The organism is Burkholderia sp. SIMBA_051, assembly GCF_046534915.1.
GTDB classification, from domain to species: domain Bacteria; phylum Pseudomonadota; class Gammaproteobacteria; order Burkholderiales; family Burkholderiaceae; genus Burkholderia; species Burkholderia ambifaria.
Genome location: NZ_JAWRXS010000001.1, coordinates 847,293 through 863,116, shown reverse-complemented (window position 1 = coordinate 863,116; position 15,824 = coordinate 847,293). Strand labels below are relative to the sequence as shown.

Sequence of the window (15,824 nt, the reverse complement as noted above, 5' to 3'; positions counted from 1 at the left end):
CCCTCACTCGACCGGCGGAACCGCGCCTTCTGACAAGGTTTTGATGAGCCTCTTGCGACGTCGTTCGAGATCCGCGATCTGACGATCGATAGCTTCGAGGCGTTGTCGCTGGATATCGGTGATCTGGTCGCACGAACGCGCGCCTTCGATCAGAAGCATGCAGTCCGGGAAACCGAGAATGTCTTCAATGGTGAAACCGGTCGCGATCATGCGCCGGATCTGCTTGACCTGCGTGACCGCCCTGTCGGGGAACATCCGGTATCCATTGTCCGCGCGCACCGACGCGAGCAAACCGTGTTTGTCGTAGTGACGGATCGATCGCACGCTTACGCCGGTGCGTTGCGAAACTTCTCCGATAGTCAGCAGTTCCTTTGGGGGCATCTTGTCCATGAAAAGCAGGCTAGCACAAAGCGCTTGACTCCGACATTAGTGTCAGGGTTCAGACTGAGCGGCCGATTCACATCAAGGCCTTCTTCATGCTCACCCGAATGCTCAGATACCTGCTGGCCGCCGCAGTCTCCGCGGCAACGCTATTTGCGTCGATACCTGACGCGGTCGCTGCTCCGACAAGCTATATGGTTACATCGAAGGATGGTGTAAGGCTTTCGGTTCATGAAAGCGGTAACCCCAACGGCCCACCGGTCATTTTCATTCACGGTTTGCTTGGCAGTCGCCTGAACTGGGAAGCGCAAGTGCAAAGCCCCGAATTGCGCAAATACCGGATCATCACCTACGATCTGCGCGGCCACGGCCTGTCGGATAAACCATCTGGCGCCACGCCGTATCACGATGGACGCCGGTGGGCCGACGACCTCGAAGCAGTCATCGCCGGCTCGCATGCGAGAAAACCCGTCGTGATTGGTTGGTCGCTTGGCGGTGTGGTGATATCGAACTACCTCGCAACGTATGGCGATGACAACATCACCGGCGCCGTATACGTCGATGGCGTCGTTGAACTCGCCCCCGGTCAGATCGTCGATCATCCCGCGGTCTATCGGGACATGAATTCGCCGGACCTGAAAACACATCTCGATGGCGAGCGTACCTTCATTGGGCTGTGCTTCAACCGTCGTCCGGATGCCGACACTTTCAGCCGATTGCTCGCCAACGCCGCGCTGGCGTCGTGGGACATGCAGAAGGAAATTCCGACGATGACGGTGTTTGCCGCCGAGGCGCTCAGCAAGACACGCGTGCCGTTGCTGTTCATATACGGCAGCCGCGATGCGCTGGTCGACACGCCCGCGACGCTGGCTCGCGCGACGGCGTTGAATCCTCGCATCCAGAGCAAAGTGTACGTCGATGCGGGTCACGCACCGTTCATCGAGGAACCCGACCGCTTCAATCACGATTTGGCGGAGTTCGTCAGGTCGGTGTCCGGGAAATGAAGCACTGGTGCTTTTAACCCGCACGCACCTTACGCCAGCAAGCACGCGATCAGATCATGCGTCGTGCGCACCTCGTACTTCCGCAGCAAGCTCGCGCGATGGATGTCGACCGTGCGCGGGCTGATGTTCAGCTCCTTGCCGATCTCCTTGCTCGTCAGGCCGTGAACCAGGAATGCCGCGACGTCGCGCTCGCGATCGGTCAACGTGCTCGTGACGTCGGGATGCTTTGCGCTCTCCGACAGATCGGTGAAGGTCCACACGGCCAGCTCGAAGGGCCGCTTCGAGTTGTATCCGAAGCCGCACACGGTGACCCAGAAATGGCTGCCGTCGACACGGCGCATGATGCGATCGTCGCTGAACCCGGCATGTTTCGCGAGCAGCGGCGCGAGGCGGCGGCCGGTCGTCGCGAAGTCCTTCTGCTGCGGGTACAGCTTCGCGAACGACTGGTCGATGATGTCGTCGCGGGTCGCCCTGAACAGTTGCAGTGCCTTCTCGTTGCACTCGACCATGATGCGCTCTCTGGCCACGATCGCCGCGACGGGCAGATGTCGGAAGAGATCTTCGTAATCGAGACGGGGCGTCGTGTCGGTCATGTTCGGCATCGTGTCGACGGGCCCGAACCGCGTTCGGACCAAGGCTATCGGGCAGGTTCGCTCCTGCCGGATTGTAGCGCTTGCCGAACACTCACCCGACTTGAAAGATGCAGCAATCGTGTCCTTCGCCCGCGCACTGGACTTCGGCCGAGTGCGCGCGCGGGCCCTTGGCAGCCGGGTGGGACGCGGTGTCGTTGACCCAGTCCATCGCGCCGGCGAACCAGCCCGCGAACATGTAGCACAGCTTGCCGTGCTTGTCGGGCTGGGCCAGCACGAACGACGAATGGTGCAGATGGATGCGCGCATGCGACGTTGCCGGATCGGCTTCGACGAGCGTGAACAAGCCCCAGCCGCGCTGCGACAGCCGCTTCAGATAATGCTCGAACACGGCCATGCCGCCGATGCCGTGTTGCTTTGCTTCCTTGTCGCACCAGTGATAGGCCGACTTGTAGCCGGCCGTATAGAGAATCGACGCATAGGCTTCGCGACCGAGCGCCTCTTCGACAGCGACATGATTGTTCGTGAAGAAGTGGCGCGGCACGTACAGCATCGGCAGCGCGTCGGTCGTCCAGACACCGGTATCCGGATCGACGTCGATGGGCAATTGCGGGTGCATGGCGGGTGCGTGGGAGTGCGTGGGTATCGGGCGATTCAACCGTTCCAGACTTCGCCGAATACCCGCAGCCAGTTTTCGCCCATCACCTTCTTGATGCGGGATTCGCTCCAGCCGGCACGCTGCATCGCGGCCGTGAGGTTCGGGAATTCGCCGATCGTTCGGATACCTTGCGGATTGACGACCTTGCCGAAGTCCGTCAGACGACGATAGCGGCCCTTGTCGTGCGTGATCCAGTCGAAGAACTCGGTGCTGTAGCCCTGCGTGAAGTCCGTGCCGATACCGACCTTGTCTTCGCCGATCACGTCGATCACGTATTCGATCGCCTCGAGATAATCGTCGATGGTCGCGTCGGCGCCGCGCCGCAGGAACGGCATGAACATCGTGACGCCGACGAAGCCGTTGGCCTCCGCGATCTCGCGCAGTTGATCGTCCGTCTTGTTGCGCGGATGCTCTTTCAGGCCGGACGGACAGCAGTGCGAGTAGGTGACCGGCTTCGTCGAACAGGCGATCGCGTCGGACGACGTCTTCGCGCCGACATGCGAAAGATCCACCATGATGCCGACCCGGTTCATCTCCTGAATCACTTCGCGGCCATAGCCGGACAATCCGCCGTCAGGTTCGTAGGAGCCCGTGCCGACGAGGTTCTGCGTGTTGTAGCAGAGCTGCACAACGTTCACGCCGAGTTCCTTGAACACTTCGATGTAGCCGATGTTGTCCTCGAACGCATACGAGTTCTGGAAGCCGAAGATGATGCCCGTCTTGTTCTCTTTCTTCGCGCGCAGGATGTCGTCCGTCGTGCGCACCAGCGTGAGGATTTCACTGTATTCGCGGATGTGCTGCTTCATTTCCGCGATGTTGTCGATCGTCTTCTGGAAATCGTCCCACACGGAGACCGTGCAGTTGACGGCCGTGACGCCGCCCTTGCGCATGTCTTCGAACACCGAGCGCTCGAACCTGGAAATGTTCAGGCCGTCGATGATGATGCTGGATTCATGAAGGCTGGTCATCGTGTCGCTCCGTGCGTTGATGTTGTGCGGGACGGCCGCTCAAACGGCACGTTCGACGCCGCGCTTGGCGGACTGGGCGGCTCTCCCCGTTGCCGGGCCGGCTTCCTCGAGTGCCGTCTTCGACGTTTCCGGCAGCGACAGACCGCCGATCATCGCGAAGATCGACACGGCGATCAGGTAGTACGCAGGCGACAGATTGGTGCCGGTCGCGGAGATCAGCCACGTAGCGACGAGCGGGGCGGTGCCGCCAAAGATCGTGTACGCGAGGTTGTAGGTGATCGCGGACGCCGTATAGCGGGTTTTCGTCGCGAACACTTCCGACATCAGCGGCGCCGTCACCACGCCCGAGAACACCGCGCCGATCGCGAGCAGCGCGACGCCGAGCAGCGAGTGCGACAACACGCCCGAGCCGCCCAGCGAGAAGGCCGGATACACCGACACGATGATGAAGATGCCGGTCGTGGCGATCGTCGCGCGGCGGCCGACGAGGTCGGAGAAGAGGCCGGCGACCGGGCACAATGCCGCGGCGAAGAGGAGAGCCAGCACCGTGACGAGGAGCGACGTGCCGCGCGACAGGTGCCCGGCCACTTGCAGGTAAGTCGCGAAATACGTCGTGAACGTGTAGAAGGACAGCGCCGTCACCGACACGAACGCGCCGAGCTTCAGGATGTTCCGCGACTGCGAATGCAGCGTTTCCATCAGCGGGGCATGCGCGATGTCGTGCTTGCCTTCGAGCGCCTGGAACGCGGGCGTTTCATTCAGGTTGACACGCAGGTAGACGCCGATGAGGCCGACCGGTGCCGCGATCAGGAACGGCACGCGCCAGCCCCACTCGATCATCGCCTGCGACGACAGCGACGACTCGAGCAGATAGGCGACCACCGCCGCGCAAGCGAACGACGAGAACGTCGATACCGGCACGAAGCTGCCGAAGAACGCGCGGCGGCGGCGCGGCGCATGTTCCATCACATAGGCGCATGCGCCGGCGTATTCGCCGCCGGCGGAAAAGCCCTGCACGCAGCGGATGATCGTGAGCAGCAACGGCGCCCAGTAGCCGATGCTCGCGTAGGTCGGCAGCAGGCCGATCAACGTCGTCGAGCCGGCCATCATCAGGATCGTCAGCGCGAGCGTGCGCTTGCGGCCGATCCGGTCGCCGATGACGCCGAAGATGAGCCCGCCGAGCGGGCGGAATGCGAACGCCACCGCGAAGACGGCGAATGTCTTCAGGAGTCCGATCGTCGGGTCGCCGCTCGGGAAGAATTCGCGGGTCAGGATGGTGGCGAGAAAGCCGTATGCGGCGAAATCGAACCATTCGACGAAATTGCCGATCGACGCTGCAGCGATCACGCGTCGTAACGTTCTGGTGTCGACGTCCTGGGTGGTCATGGTCGTGTCCTCTTCGTGTGGGGCGCTTTGGGTCGCGTCGAAACCCATGGTAGGGAGGACAATTACCTAGGTCTATACGTGTCAATTACCTAGGTAATCGGGGGCGGGGTGGGGGCGTGCGCCATGCGGGGCGCGGTATGTGGCGGGCTCAGGACCGTGATCGACAATCGCAGTGCCTGGGCAACGGTGTGTATGGGTTCGGCGGTTTAACGATTGCGCGAGGCGTGAGTCGCCCATGGGCTACAAAAAAACCGGATTTGCCGATTTTTGATGCTTTGGAACGACAGATGACATCGAGGCTACCGGCCGCTACTGATCTGCGCGAGGGTGTCACAATTGAGCCACTTCTAATCCTCGCCACTCGCTATGTTCCGTCCCGTCCTGCGGTTCGCATCGTTGCTTCTGTCGTTGATGATTGCCACCACGGCGCTGGCCGACCCTGCGTACTTCCACAAGACCTTTTCTGGCCGTATCGGCGACCGCTATGCGTTCGTGATGGATCTGAAAAATGTCGACGGAGTGCTGACGGGAAGCTATCGCTATGCCGGCAAGCGCGACGCTATCTACCTGAGCGGCAAGATTGACCCCTCAGGCAGATTCACGATGGACGAGACTGGAAGCGCTGGGCAGCGCACCGGCACGTTTACCGGCAAGGTAGCCAACGACTCGCTCGACGGCACTTGGGCGTCGGCTGATCGCGCGCGGCGCTTGCCCGTCGACGCACATCAGACCTCGGAAATTATCGTTGGCTCGAAACGAGAAATTCTCACGCAGGCGATCGGCACTTATGTGCTGGACGGCATCTCGGGAGCAGCGGGCGCCAACGGCATGTCCGATACGTGGCGAGAAAAGGGCCGGTGGAAAGCACAGGTTTCGTCCATCAGCATGGGGCGTCGCGAGTTCTCCGATGTGGCGCTGACTCGCGAGGACTTGCGCCGACTCAACAGCATGACGATCACGGTAGACGCGTCGCTCGCCACGCGCTTGAATGTCGATGGCAAGGTACTGCTGTCGATTCCTTACCGTGACGCGGGCATGCGGTACGAGATCGGCCAATCCCATAGCACTGTGATCGAGGCGGAGCTGAAGACGATGTCGCCCACCACTACAGTGCATGACGAACATCTCTACCTGCTCGCCAGCGACGCGATCGATCTCAGGGAGCCGATGTCAGGTAGCTATTTACCGGAAGAGAACCTGAACATCGTAACGGTCAGCTATGCCGTCGTGGACAAGACCTTCGATGTCTACCTGAGGGATGGCGACTGCTGCAGCGGTACGATATTCACCTTTCGGCGCAAACCCGCCGCCAATTAATGACCAAACCGCAAGACCTAGTGCATAGATATCGTTTGCGGCGGCGTTAATGACTATCGACAATCGTGGCTCGAATTCCCGCCCGTGCGCCAGAAGCGCCTTGGGCGGGCGGCACCTGTCGGCTATCCCGGCCGTCCGTGCGATCCAGCTCACGACGACATGTACGCGTTTACGCCCTCATTCCAGAATCCTGCCGGTTCGCCGATCCGCGAGCTGTTCAAGTACCTCTCCGAGCCGGGGATGATTTCGTTCGCGGGCGGCTATCCGGCCAGTGACCTGTTCGACGTCGACGGCCTGAACACGGCCGCCGAACGCGCATACGCCCAGCCGGTGCGCTGCCTGCAATACGGCCCGACCGACGGCCTTGCCGAACTGAAGCAGCAACTGATTGCGTTGATGGCGCGCCGCAACGTCGCGTGCACGCCGGCCGAACTGCTCGTCACGACCGGCTCGCAGCAGGGCCTCGACCTGCTGCTGCGCGTGATGGTCGCGCCGGGCGACGTCGTGCTGACCGAGCAGCCGGCTTATCCGGCGACGCTGTCGGCGATGCGCCTGCAGCAAGCGCGCATCGTCACGATCCCGGTCGACGGTGAGGGCCTCGACGTCGACCGCCTCGCGTCGCAACTCGCGTCCGGCGCGATCGCGCAGCCGAAACTGCTCTACACCGTCCCGACCTTCGCGAACCCGACCGGCGCGACGCTCACGCGCGAACGCCGGCTGAAGCTGCTGCGTCTCGCGGTGCAATACCGTTTCCTGATCGTCGAGGACGATCCGTACGGCGACCTGCGTTTCGCGGGCGAACCGGTGCCGTCGATGCTCGCGCTCGCGAGCGAAGTGGAAGGCGCGCGCGACTGGATCGTGCATTTCGCGAGCCTGTCGAAAACCGTCGCGCCGGGGCTGCGCGTGGGCTGGACGATCGCGCCGGCCGAGATCGCGCGACGCTGCGTGATCGCGAAGCAGACGGTCGACCTGTGCAGCACGCCGTGGACGCAAGCCACCGCCGCCGAGTATCTCGCCGACGGCGCGCTCGAACGCCATCTGCCGCGCATCACGGCGGCTTACCGGCGCAAATGCGACGCGATGTGCGATGCGCTGCGCGACGGTTTCGGCGATGCGATCACGTTCCATCGCCCCGAAGGCGGGATGTTCGTGTGGGCGCGGATCGGCGCGGTGTCGTCGGACGTGCTGCTGCAACAGGCGATCGCGAACAAGGTCGTCTTCGTGCCGGGCAAGGCGTTCTTCGCGGACAACGTCGACGCCGCATCGCTGCGGCTGTCGTTCGCCGCGCCCGACGTTGACGCGATCCGGGAAGGCGTGGCGCGCCTGGTGCGCGCGTATGGTGCGGCGCTGGCCGCGTGAGGAGACACCCATGAACATCGTCATCAACGACACCGCATGGCTGGATGAAGCGCCGGGCATGGCCGATATCCGTCCCGTCGAGCACAAGTCGTCGCAGATCGGCGCGGGGCCGCAATACGTCGCGGACGTGCTCGGCCGCTTCGGCGCGGATTCGACCGACACGAGCGACGCCGCACCGGTCGTCCTCGGCTATAACTGAACCGCGCGGCGTCGGGTTTGCAACGGACATCGTGGGCGCGTCGCGCGCTTCGCCACCGAAGAAACGGTTAAGCTAGCGCGACCGAATCCCGCAAGATCGCCGCGCCATCATGTCCGATCCCGCTTCCGAATCGCTCACGCACACCTACGACCGTCTCTGGTCGTGCCTCGAGTCCGGCGTCGGCACGCAGCGCTCGCCGTTCACGATGGTGCAGGCCGCGACGCTCGGCCTCGACGGCGCGCCGAAGGTGCGCACGATCGTGTTGCGGCAAGTGAGCCGCGCCGATCGTCTGCTGGCGTTCCATACGGATGCGCGGTCGGAAAAGGTGGCGGAGCTGCGCCGGGACCCTCGCATCGCCGTCGTCGCGAACGATCTCGACGCGCTCGTGCAGATTCGCGCGGAAGGCGTAGCGTCGATCTGCGACGACGAAGCGCAACGGCGCGCGATCTGGCAATCGAGCCGTCCGCATACGTTGCTGCTGTATCGCGCACCGTTGCGGCCGGGCACGCCGATCGAGTCGCCTGAAAAAGCGCACGTCACGCCCAGCCCGGGCGACGCCCCCAGCGACGACGGCTATCGGAACTTCTGCCTCGTCCACGTCACGGTAACGCGCATCGACTGGCTCGAACTCGCTCGCGCCGGCCATCGTCGCGCGATCTTCGACGTGAACGACGACGGCTACGAAGGCCGGTGGATCGCACCCTGACGTCGACGTTCGCCCGCCCGCTACAAACGCGTACAAATCAGACACATCCCGGATACATCAGACCTTTCAAATGGGTGACCGCCGCGTGACTGCCGCGTGCCCGAATGAAAGCGAAGGCGCGCCCGGGCGCGCGGCATGTTCACTTTCAACCTCACGAAAGGAGATGCCGAGCGATGTCTTCCACACCGTTTTCCCCGATGCGTCGGCACCTGCTGGCCACGTCCGTGGCCGCGGGTGTATCCGCGATGCTGCCCACCGCGCTGCATGCGGCAACCGGCGACACCGGCATACGCCCGTTCACCGCCCATATCCCCGATGATGCACTGGTCGACCTGCGCCGCCGCATCACCGCGACACGCTGGCCGGGCCGCGAAACCGTCGCGGACGAATCGCAGGGCGTGCGGCTCGCGCGCATGCAGGCGCTGCTGCGCTACTGGGGCACCGACTACGACTGGCGCAAGGGCGAGGCGCGCCTGAACGGCTTCCCGATGTTCATCACGGAAATCGACGGGCTCGACATTCATTTCATCCACGTCCGGTCGCGGCACGCGAATGCGATGCCGATGATCATGACGCACGGCTGGCCCGGTTCGGTCTTCGAGCTGGTGAAGGCGATCGGCCCGCTGACCGATCCGACCGCGCACGGTGCGAGCGCCGACGATGCATTCCACGTCGTCGTGCCGTCGCTGCCGGGCTTCGGTTTCTCCGGCCGCCCGACGAAGACGGGCTGGGGCTCGGACCACATCGCGCGCGCATGGGGCGAGCTGATGGCGCGCCTCGGCTATACGCGCTTCGTGTCGCAGGGCGGCGACTGCGGCTCGGTGATCTCGCACCGGATGGCGATGCAACGCGTGCAGGGCTTGGCCGGGATTCACGTGAACATGCCGGCGACGGTGCCGCCCGACATCGCGACGCTGCTCCAGGTCGACGCGCCGGCGCCGGCGTCGCTGTCGCCGAAGGAGAAGGCCGCGTACGAGAAGCTCGCGACGTTCTATCGCGACAACTGCGGCTACTCGGCGATGATGGTCACGCGTCCGCAGACGGTCGGCTACGCGCTCGCCGATTCGCCGTCGGGGCAGGCCGCATGGATGTACGACAAGATTTCGCAGTGGACGTACAGCGGCGGCGTACCCGAACGTTCGATTCCGCGTGACGAGATACTCGACGACATTTCGTTGTACTGGCTGACCAACACGGCGACGTCCTCCGCGCAGATCTACTGGGAGGATCACTCGAACAACTTCAACGCGGTGGACATCTCGCTGCCGGCCGCGATCACGGTGTTCCCCGGCGAGATCTATCAGGCGCCGCGCAGCTGGGCCGAGCGCAGCTATCACAACCTGATCTACTTCAACGAAGTCGACAAGGGCGGCCATTTCGCGGCATGGGAAGAGCCGGAACTGTTCGCACGCGAAGTGCGTGCCGGGTTCCGGCCGTTGCGTCGCGCGTAAGCACGGCTCGACGGGCGCGCGCGGGCCGGTTGCGATGCCGGCCTGCGTCCGTTGCCGCATCGGTGCAGGGGCGCGCCTGTGTTGCGCAGGCCCCGAAACGCACCGCGTCGCGGGCGTTTTTTGAATCGCTCTGTGTCGTATCCGAACACAGATACGTTGGGATACAAAGCGTCCGAATGGTTCGGATATAAATCCGGTGAAGCGATTCACACGGCGGCGCGAAGCGATGCGCGGCCGGCGTGAACGGCGATACCGGAGCGCCCGCACTTGCCGCGGGCCCCTTCCTTAGCGATCGACAATGGAGAACCAGTCATGCCTGATACCGTGAATAGCCGCCGCCGCCTGATCCTGGGTACGACAATCGCAAGCCTGAGCCTCGCCGATATCGGCTTCGGCTCGCTGGCGCATGCGCAGTCGGCGCCCGATGTACCGACGAACCGCGCGGCCGGCGCGGCGTCGCTCGGCACCATCCACCAGATCGACGCGGGCGTGCTGAACGTCGGGTATGCGGATCTCGGACCGAAGAACGGCCCCGTCGTGTTCCTGCTGCACGGCTGGCCGTACGACATCTACAGCTACGCGGACGTCGCGCCGCTACTCACGGCGGCCGGCTATCGCGTGATCGTGCCGTACCTGCGCGGCTACGGATCGACGACGTTCCGCTCGGCCGACACGCTGCGCAACGGCCAGCAGGCGGTGACGGCCGTCGACATCGTCGCGCTGATGGATGCGCTGAAGATCGACCGTGCGATATTCGGCGGCTACGACTGGGGTGCACGCACGGCCGACGTCATCGCGGCGCTGTGGCCGCAGCGCGTGAAGGCGCTGGTGTCGGTGAGCGGCTACCTGATCGGCAGCCAGCAGGCGAACACCAAGCCGCTTCCGCCGCAGGCCGAACTCCAGTGGTGGTATCAGTTCTACTTCTCGACCGAGCGCGGCGCGCTCGGCTATGCAGAGAACCTCGATGCGTTCAACAAGCTGATCTGGCGGCTCGCATCGCCGAAGTGGCAGTTCTCCGACGAAACCTTCGCGCGCAGCGCCGCGGCGTTCCAGAACCCCGATCACGTGGCGGTCGTGATCCACAACTATCGCTGGCGCCTCGGTCTCGCGAAGGGCGAAGCGAAATACGACGACATCGAGCGTCGGCTCGCGGCCGGCCCGGTCATCACCGTGCCGACGATCACGATGGAAGGTGACGCGAACGGCGCGCCGCATCCGGCCCCGGCCGCGTATGCGAAGAAGTTCACCGGCAAGTACCAGCACCGCACGATCACCGGCGGCATCGGTCACAACTTGCCGCAGGAAGCGCCGCAGGCGTTCGCCGAGGCGATCCTGCAAGTGGAGCATCTGTGATGCGGGCGCATATCGGAGTGGTGCGTCACGGCGCGAGCCGTGCGCTCGTCGCGGGTGTGTTGCTGGCCGGTGCGTTGTCGGCGAGCGGCCCGGCCGCGTTCGCGGAGCAGCCGAAGCCGGCCGCGTCGCCGATCTACGGTGTGACGATCCCGCCCGGCTACCGGAAGTGGGAAATGGTCGCGCCGGCCGAGGAAGCGGCGCCGCTCGACGAATTGCGCGTGGTGCTCGGCAACCCTGTCGCGATGCGTGCGCTCGAAAAGTCGACGCTGCCGTTTCCGGACGGCACGATCCTCGTGAAGCTCGCGTACAAGCGCAAGCAGTCGGACGAGTTCCCGTCGGCGACCGTGCCGGGCCAGGCGACCACCGTGCAGGTGATGGTGAAGGATTCGCGTCGCTATGCGTCGACGGGCGGCTGGGGCTTCGGGCGCTTCATCAACGGCGTGCCGGCCGATATCGGTCAGCACCAGACGTGCTTTGCGTGTCACCAGGCGCGCGTGAAGAATCACGACTATGTGTTCACGCGGTTGGCGCCGTGACGTGATTTGACGGGATCGGCTTGACGGAAAGGCGTGCCGCGCGAGGCACGCCTTTTTTTGTCGTGCGCGGATGACGGGAGATGGATCGGCATGCGGGTTTGTATCGCAGTGTGTCTGCGGCCCCTTCTGAAAAACTGGCATGCAGGAAGCACCGGTTTCGGAAACATGCCGGATACGTGGGCGGGTTCTACTGTCGACATGCAGGAAACATTCGATGCCAGCCATCTGGATCGGATGCCGAATGTTCGATACACCCACTTCCTTCTAGGAGAACACTCATGAAAGTCGCTCGAATCCTCGCCGTTGCCGTCCTCGCTTCGATCCCCGCATTGTCGTTCGCCGATACCGGCCACGGCCTCACGCGTGCCGACGTGCGCGCCGATCTCGTCCGGCTCGAGAAGGCCGGCTACAGCCCGGCCAGCGGCGAAGCCAACTACCCGGACGATATCGCTGCCGCGGAGAACGCCGTTGCCGCACAGCAAGTCGCGCGCTCGGACCAGAACGGTCCGTCGAAGTCGCAGGGTGACAACGTCGCCGCCGCGTCGGTGCCGGCCGCCCGCTACGCCGCGGCCGGCGACGCACGCACGGATGCCGCCAACGGCCTGTACGCGCATTCGTGATCAGCTGCCGCGCCTGCCATGCGCAGACGCGGCCGCATCGTAAACATTTCAGATGTACAACACGACAGGAAGGAGCAAGACGATGGTCGGTTTGACGAAACGGGTGCTGGTGTCCGCGGCGGTGCTGGGCGGCTTGTTCGGTGCGGTCGCGGCGCAGGCTGCGCCGAAGGAGGACCTGAAGGGCACGAACGTCGTGCTGGTGCACGGCGCGTTCGCCGACGGGTCGAGCTGGAACCGCGTGATTCCGCTGCTCGAGGCGCGCGGCCTGCATGTCGTAGCGGTGCAGAATCCGCTCAGCTCGCTCGCCGACGATGCCGCCGCGACGAAGCGCGCGATCGACGAGCAGAAGGGGCCTGTCGTGCTGGTCGGCCATTCGTGGGCCGGCGTCGTGATCAGCGATGCGGGCAACGACGACAAGGTGAAGTCGCTCGTCTATGTCGCCGCGTTCGCGCCGGACAACGGCCAGTCGATCGCCGATGTCACGCAGGGGCTGCCGGCGCCGGCGTGGGCCGGTGAGCTGCGCAAGGACACGGGCGGTTTCGCGACGCTGTCGGACAAGGCGATCGCGCAGGATTTCGCGCCGGACCTGTCGCCCGCGCAGCAGCGCGTCGTCGCGGCGACGCAAGGGCCGTGGTACGGTGGCTGTATTTCGCAGAAGGTCACGCAGGCCGCGTGGCATGAGAAGCCGTCGACGTTCGTCGTCGCGACGCAGGACCGGATGATCGATCCGAAGCTGCAGGAGACGATGGCGAAGCGAATCGGCGCGACGGTCACGCGTGTGAACGGCAGCCACGTCTCGATGTTGAGCCAGCCGAAGGCCGTGGCCGACGCGATCATCGCGGCGGCGGAGCGTGCGAAGCACGATACGCAGTAAGCGATGCGGCGCCGCGATGCGAATGGCGCGCGGCGCCTCCTTCCGGCCATCCGCCTCGAAGGAAGCCCCGTTGGGGGCATGGCGGAGTTTCTCGGAGCATATTCTGATGACGCAGCAACTCTGGCAACTGTCGGCGACTGAAATCGCGAAGCGGGTGCGGCAACGCGAAGTGTCCGCGCGGGAAGTGGCGGATGCGACGCTGGCCCGTCTCGATGCGGTGAACCCGGCGATCAACGCGGTGGTCGAGCATCGCCCGGACGATGTGCGGCGCCAAGCCGACGAAGTCGATCGCGCGATCGCGCGCGGCGACGATCCGGGGCCGCTCGCCGGCGTGCCCGTGACCGTGAAGATCAACGTCGACGTCGCGGAATTCGCGACGACCAACGGTACGCGCCTGCAGGAAAACCTGATCGCGAGCGCCGACAGTCCGTCGGTCTCGAACCTCAGAAAGGCCGGCGCGGTGCTGCTCGGCCGCACCAATTCGCCGACGTTCGCGCTGCGCTGGTTCACGTCGAATCTCGTGCACGGCCATACGTACAATCCGCGCAATCGGTCGCTGACGCCGGGCGGATCGAGCGGCGGCGCGGCGGCTGCGGTGGCCGCCGGGATCGGCCCGCTCGCGATCGGCACCGACATCGGCGGCTCGGTGCGTTACCCGGCCTATGCATGCGGCGTGCACGGGATCCGGCCGTCGCTCGGACGCGTGCCGGCGTTCAATGCGTCGTCGCCCGAGCGTGCAATCGGCGCGCAGTTGATGTCGACGACGGGGCCAATCGCGCGCACGATCGACGATCTCGCGCTGGCGTTGCGCGCGTTCGCCGCGCCGGACCCGCGCGACCCGTGGTACGTGCCGGTGCCGTTCGAAGGCCGCGCGGTGCCGAAGCGAGCGGCGCTGTGCGTGCGGCCGGGCGGCCTGCAGGTCGTGCCCGAAGTCGAGGCTGCGTTGCGCGATGCCGCGCGCCGGCTCGTCGATGCAGGGTGGACCGTCGATGAAATCGACGATACGCCGCCGATGCGCGAGGCCGCGTTGCTGCAGGAGCAGCTCTGGCTTGGCGACGGATTCGACGTGTTGACGAACGCGGTCGAGAGCGACGGCGATCCGGGCGCGGCCGCGGTGATCGCGGCTGTGCGCGGCAAGGTGCGTGATCTGCCGGCCGACGTGATCAGCCGCGCACTCGTGCGGCGTACGACGCTGACGCGGCAATGGCGGCTGTTTCTCGATGAATACGCGGTGCTGCTGCTGCCTGTGTCGTCGGAGTTGCCGTTCCCCGACGATCTCGACAGGCAAGGACCGGAAGGGTTCGAGCGCGTATGGGAGGCGCAGCTCACGCTGCGTGCGCTGCCGGCGATGGGGCTACCCGGGCTGGCGGTGACGACTGGGATCGTCAATGACGTGCCGGTTGGTGTGCAGGTGGTCGCCGCGCATCATCGCGAGGATTTGTGCCTGCTCGCCGGGCGCGACATCGAGGCGCGCGGCGCGGCGGTGACGGTGGTCGATCCGATCGTTTGAGGCGGCGACGGGCGCGGTGCATCGGCGATGCATCGCGTCCGTCGGGATCGTTATTCAGGAAGTTATGCCTGTGTTCGTATCAGGAGCGGGGAAGCGGCGAAAGCAGTTTCCATTCATCGTGTTCGCAGGCTCCCTCCACGACAACGCCGCTCAACGCCCCGTCAACATCCGCCCGCCAAGCCCCATCAGCAGCAGTCCGGCCGTCGTATCGAGCACGGCCTTGCGCTTGATCAGCAGCCGGCGCACGAACGGATGCGACGCGAGCAGCGCCATCGTGCAATACCACGCGCCCGAAATCCCGATCGACAGCGCGACGACCGTGAGATCGAACCACGCCGGTGTGTGGGCCGGCACCATCAGCGCGAAGACACTGCCGTAGAACGCGACGGCTTTCGGGTTCGTCATGCTGACCACATAGCCTTTCTTCGCGGCGTGCCAGCCGGAGGATGAAGCCGGCGCGGCGACGGACAACGGCTTGCGCGCGGTCAGCACCATTTTCAGGCCGAGCCAGATCAGGTAGGTCGCGCCCGCCAGCCGCAGTGCGGTGTGCACCCATGCGACGTGGGTCACGAGCAGGCTCAGCCCGCCGATCGCGATCGCGGCCCAGGTGCCCGATGCGGCAGCGAGGCCCAGCCCGGTCATCACGCCGGCGCGGCGCTGCGCGACCGCGCTCGACGTGACGATCACGAAGTTCGGGCCGGGGCTGGCCACGCTCAGCAGCAGGACGCCGGCGAGCGGCAGCAGGGTGTTGATGGTGGTCGACATGGATTTGGGGCCCGTGACGCGGAATGGGCCTTCATCTTACCCGGTCGACCTGCCGTACCTGCGTGCGATCCAGAAAAAAACGCGTGACGATCGACGTCGCCACGCGTTGCATTGCTTCGGAAACACCGCGCATGCCGGCGAACCGGC

General features: G+C 64.9%; 17 protein-coding genes. 11 read left to right on the top strand and 6 right to left on the bottom strand.

All coding sequences use genetic code 11. The features are described 5' to 3' along the window. Positions 1-3: 3 nt before the first annotated feature. Complete coding sequence (locus tag SB771_RS03815; protein ID WP_175662378.1) at positions 4-390, bottom strand: MerR family transcriptional regulator; 387 nt, start codon at positions 388-390, stop codon at positions 4-6. A gap of 86 nt (positions 391-476) precedes the next feature. On the opposite strand from SB771_RS03815, the gene SB771_RS03810 reads away from it, so the two are divergent. Continuing rightward, positions 477-1,385: an alpha/beta fold hydrolase gene (locus SB771_RS03810; protein ID WP_175662377.1), complete on the top strand. Its 909-nt coding sequence runs from the start codon at positions 477-479 to the stop codon at positions 1,383-1,385. Between the two features lie 29 nt (positions 1,386-1,414). Here SB771_RS03810 and SB771_RS03805 read toward each other — a convergent pair whose 3' ends face one another. From SB771_RS03805 to SB771_RS03790, 4 genes are all read right to left on the bottom strand, one after another. After that, positions 1,415-1,987 (bottom strand): PAS and helix-turn-helix domain-containing protein, encoded by a 573-nt coding sequence (locus tag SB771_RS03805; RefSeq protein ID WP_012365329.1) that lies wholly within the window; start codon positions 1,985-1,987, stop codon positions 1,415-1,417. Positions 1,988-2,069: 82 nt separating this feature from the next. Beyond that, on the bottom strand, positions 2,070-2,594 hold the full coding sequence (locus SB771_RS03800; protein WP_175662376.1) for a DUF5943 domain-containing protein: 525 nt from the start codon (positions 2,592-2,594) through the stop codon (positions 2,070-2,072). 35 nt (positions 2,595-2,629) lie between these two features. After that, positions 2,630-3,601, bottom strand: coding sequence for a dipeptidase (locus SB771_RS03795; RefSeq protein WP_175662375.1), 972 nt, complete (start codon positions 3,599-3,601; stop codon positions 2,630-2,632). A 39-nt stretch (positions 3,602-3,640) separates the two neighbouring features. Continuing rightward, positions 3,641-4,987, bottom strand: a complete 1,347-nt coding sequence (locus tag SB771_RS03790; protein WP_126226517.1) for an MFS transporter — start codon at positions 4,985-4,987, stop codon at positions 3,641-3,643. Between the two features lie 366 nt (positions 4,988-5,353). Here SB771_RS03790 and SB771_RS03785 point away from each other — a divergent pair, with 366 nt between their 5' ends. The 10 genes from SB771_RS03785 to SB771_RS03740 all read left to right on the top strand — a co-directional run bounded on the left by SB771_RS03785 (position 5,354) and on the right by SB771_RS03740 (position 14,912). Next, on the top strand, positions 5,354-6,304 hold the full coding sequence (locus SB771_RS03785; protein WP_011660185.1) for a hypothetical protein: 951 nt from the start codon (positions 5,354-5,356) through the stop codon (positions 6,302-6,304). A 159-nt stretch (positions 6,305-6,463) separates the two neighbouring features. After that, a complete protein-coding gene (locus SB771_RS03780; protein WP_410721762.1) occupies positions 6,464-7,663 on the top strand; it encodes a PLP-dependent aminotransferase family protein in 1,200 nt (399 codons plus the stop codon). A 10-nt stretch (positions 7,664-7,673) separates the two neighbouring features. Continuing rightward, a complete protein-coding gene (locus SB771_RS03775; protein WP_105831658.1) occupies positions 7,674-7,862 on the top strand; it encodes a hypothetical protein in 189 nt (62 codons plus the stop codon). Positions 7,863-7,971: 109 nt separating this feature from the next. Further along, on the top strand, positions 7,972-8,568 hold the full coding sequence (locus SB771_RS03770; RefSeq protein ID WP_175662373.1) for a pyridoxamine 5'-phosphate oxidase family protein: 597 nt from the start codon (positions 7,972-7,974) through the stop codon (positions 8,566-8,568). Positions 8,569-8,741: 173 nt separating this feature from the next. Continuing rightward, positions 8,742-10,019: an epoxide hydrolase family protein gene (locus SB771_RS03765; protein ID WP_006749613.1), complete on the top strand. Its 1,278-nt coding sequence runs from the start codon at positions 8,742-8,744 to the stop codon at positions 10,017-10,019. A 312-nt stretch (positions 10,020-10,331) separates the two neighbouring features. After that, positions 10,332-11,372 (top strand): alpha/beta fold hydrolase, encoded by a 1,041-nt coding sequence (locus SB771_RS03760; protein WP_175662372.1) that lies wholly within the window; start codon positions 10,332-10,334, stop codon positions 11,370-11,372. After that, on the top strand, positions 11,372-11,908 hold the full coding sequence (locus SB771_RS03755) for a cytochrome P460 family protein (RefSeq protein WP_165752455.1): 537 nt from the start codon (positions 11,372-11,374) through the stop codon (positions 11,906-11,908). Before SB771_RS03760 ends, SB771_RS03755 begins: the two co-directional genes overlap by 1 nt. A gap of 278 nt (positions 11,909-12,186) precedes the next feature. Beyond that, entirely contained in the window at positions 12,187-12,528 is a 342-nt protein-coding gene (locus SB771_RS03750; protein ID WP_012365340.1) for a DUF4148 domain-containing protein, read from the top strand. Between the two features lie 82 nt (positions 12,529-12,610). Beyond that, entirely contained in the window at positions 12,611-13,402 is a 792-nt protein-coding gene (locus SB771_RS03745) for an alpha/beta fold hydrolase (RefSeq protein ID WP_175662371.1), read from the top strand. Between the two features lie 106 nt (positions 13,403-13,508). After that, a complete protein-coding gene (locus SB771_RS03740) occupies positions 13,509-14,912 on the top strand; it encodes an amidase family protein (protein WP_175662370.1) in 1,404 nt (467 codons plus the stop codon). A 150-nt stretch (positions 14,913-15,062) separates the two neighbouring features. Here SB771_RS03740 and SB771_RS03735 read toward each other — a convergent pair whose 3' ends face one another. Next, positions 15,063-15,677 carry a LysE family translocator gene (locus tag SB771_RS03735; RefSeq protein WP_011660193.1) on the bottom strand — a complete coding sequence of 205 codons (615 nt, stop codon included), beginning with the start codon at positions 15,675-15,677 and terminating at the stop codon, positions 15,063-15,065. Positions 15,678-15,824 lie beyond the last annotated feature (147 nt).

Excerpts from the sequence above, each read along its gene's own strand:
- SB771_RS03815 (WP_175662378.1), bottom strand. The coding sequence starts at position 390 with ATGGACAAGATGCCCCCAAAGGAACTGCTGACTATCGGAGAAGTTTCG.
- SB771_RS03810 (WP_175662377.1), top strand. The coding sequence starts at position 477 with ATGCTCACCCGAATGCTCAGATACCTGCTGGCCGCCGCAGTCTCCGCG.
- SB771_RS03805 (WP_012365329.1), bottom strand. The coding sequence starts at position 1,987 with ATGCCGAACATGACCGACACGACGCCCCGTCTCGATTACGAAGATCTC.
- SB771_RS03800 (WP_175662376.1), bottom strand. The coding sequence starts at position 2,594 with ATGCACCCGCAATTGCCCATCGACGTCGATCCGGATACCGGTGTCTGG.
- SB771_RS03795 (WP_175662375.1), bottom strand. The coding sequence starts at position 3,601 with ATGACCAGCCTTCATGAATCCAGCATCATCATCGACGGCCTGAACATT.
- SB771_RS03790 (WP_126226517.1), bottom strand. The coding sequence starts at position 4,987 with ATGACCACCCAGGACGTCGACACCAGAACGTTACGACGCGTGATCGCT.
- SB771_RS03785 (WP_011660185.1), top strand. The coding sequence starts at position 5,354 with ATGTTCCGTCCCGTCCTGCGGTTCGCATCGTTGCTTCTGTCGTTGATG.
- SB771_RS03780 (WP_410721762.1), top strand. The coding sequence starts at position 6,464 with ATGTACGCGTTTACGCCCTCATTCCAGAATCCTGCCGGTTCGCCGATC.
- SB771_RS03775 (WP_105831658.1), top strand. The coding sequence starts at position 7,674 with ATGAACATCGTCATCAACGACACCGCATGGCTGGATGAAGCGCCGGGC.
- SB771_RS03770 (WP_175662373.1), top strand. The coding sequence starts at position 7,972 with ATGTCCGATCCCGCTTCCGAATCGCTCACGCACACCTACGACCGTCTC.
- SB771_RS03765 (WP_006749613.1), top strand. The coding sequence starts at position 8,742 with ATGTCTTCCACACCGTTTTCCCCGATGCGTCGGCACCTGCTGGCCACG.
- SB771_RS03760 (WP_175662372.1), top strand. The coding sequence starts at position 10,332 with ATGCCTGATACCGTGAATAGCCGCCGCCGCCTGATCCTGGGTACGACA.
- SB771_RS03755 (WP_165752455.1), top strand. The coding sequence starts at position 11,372 with ATGCGGGCGCATATCGGAGTGGTGCGTCACGGCGCGAGCCGTGCGCTC.
- SB771_RS03750 (WP_012365340.1), top strand. The coding sequence starts at position 12,187 with ATGAAAGTCGCTCGAATCCTCGCCGTTGCCGTCCTCGCTTCGATCCCC.
- SB771_RS03745 (WP_175662371.1), top strand. The coding sequence starts at position 12,611 with ATGGTCGGTTTGACGAAACGGGTGCTGGTGTCCGCGGCGGTGCTGGGC.
- SB771_RS03740 (WP_175662370.1), top strand. The coding sequence starts at position 13,509 with ATGACGCAGCAACTCTGGCAACTGTCGGCGACTGAAATCGCGAAGCGG.
- SB771_RS03735 (WP_011660193.1), bottom strand. The coding sequence starts at position 15,677 with ATGTCGACCACCATCAACACCCTGCTGCCGCTCGCCGGCGTCCTGCTG.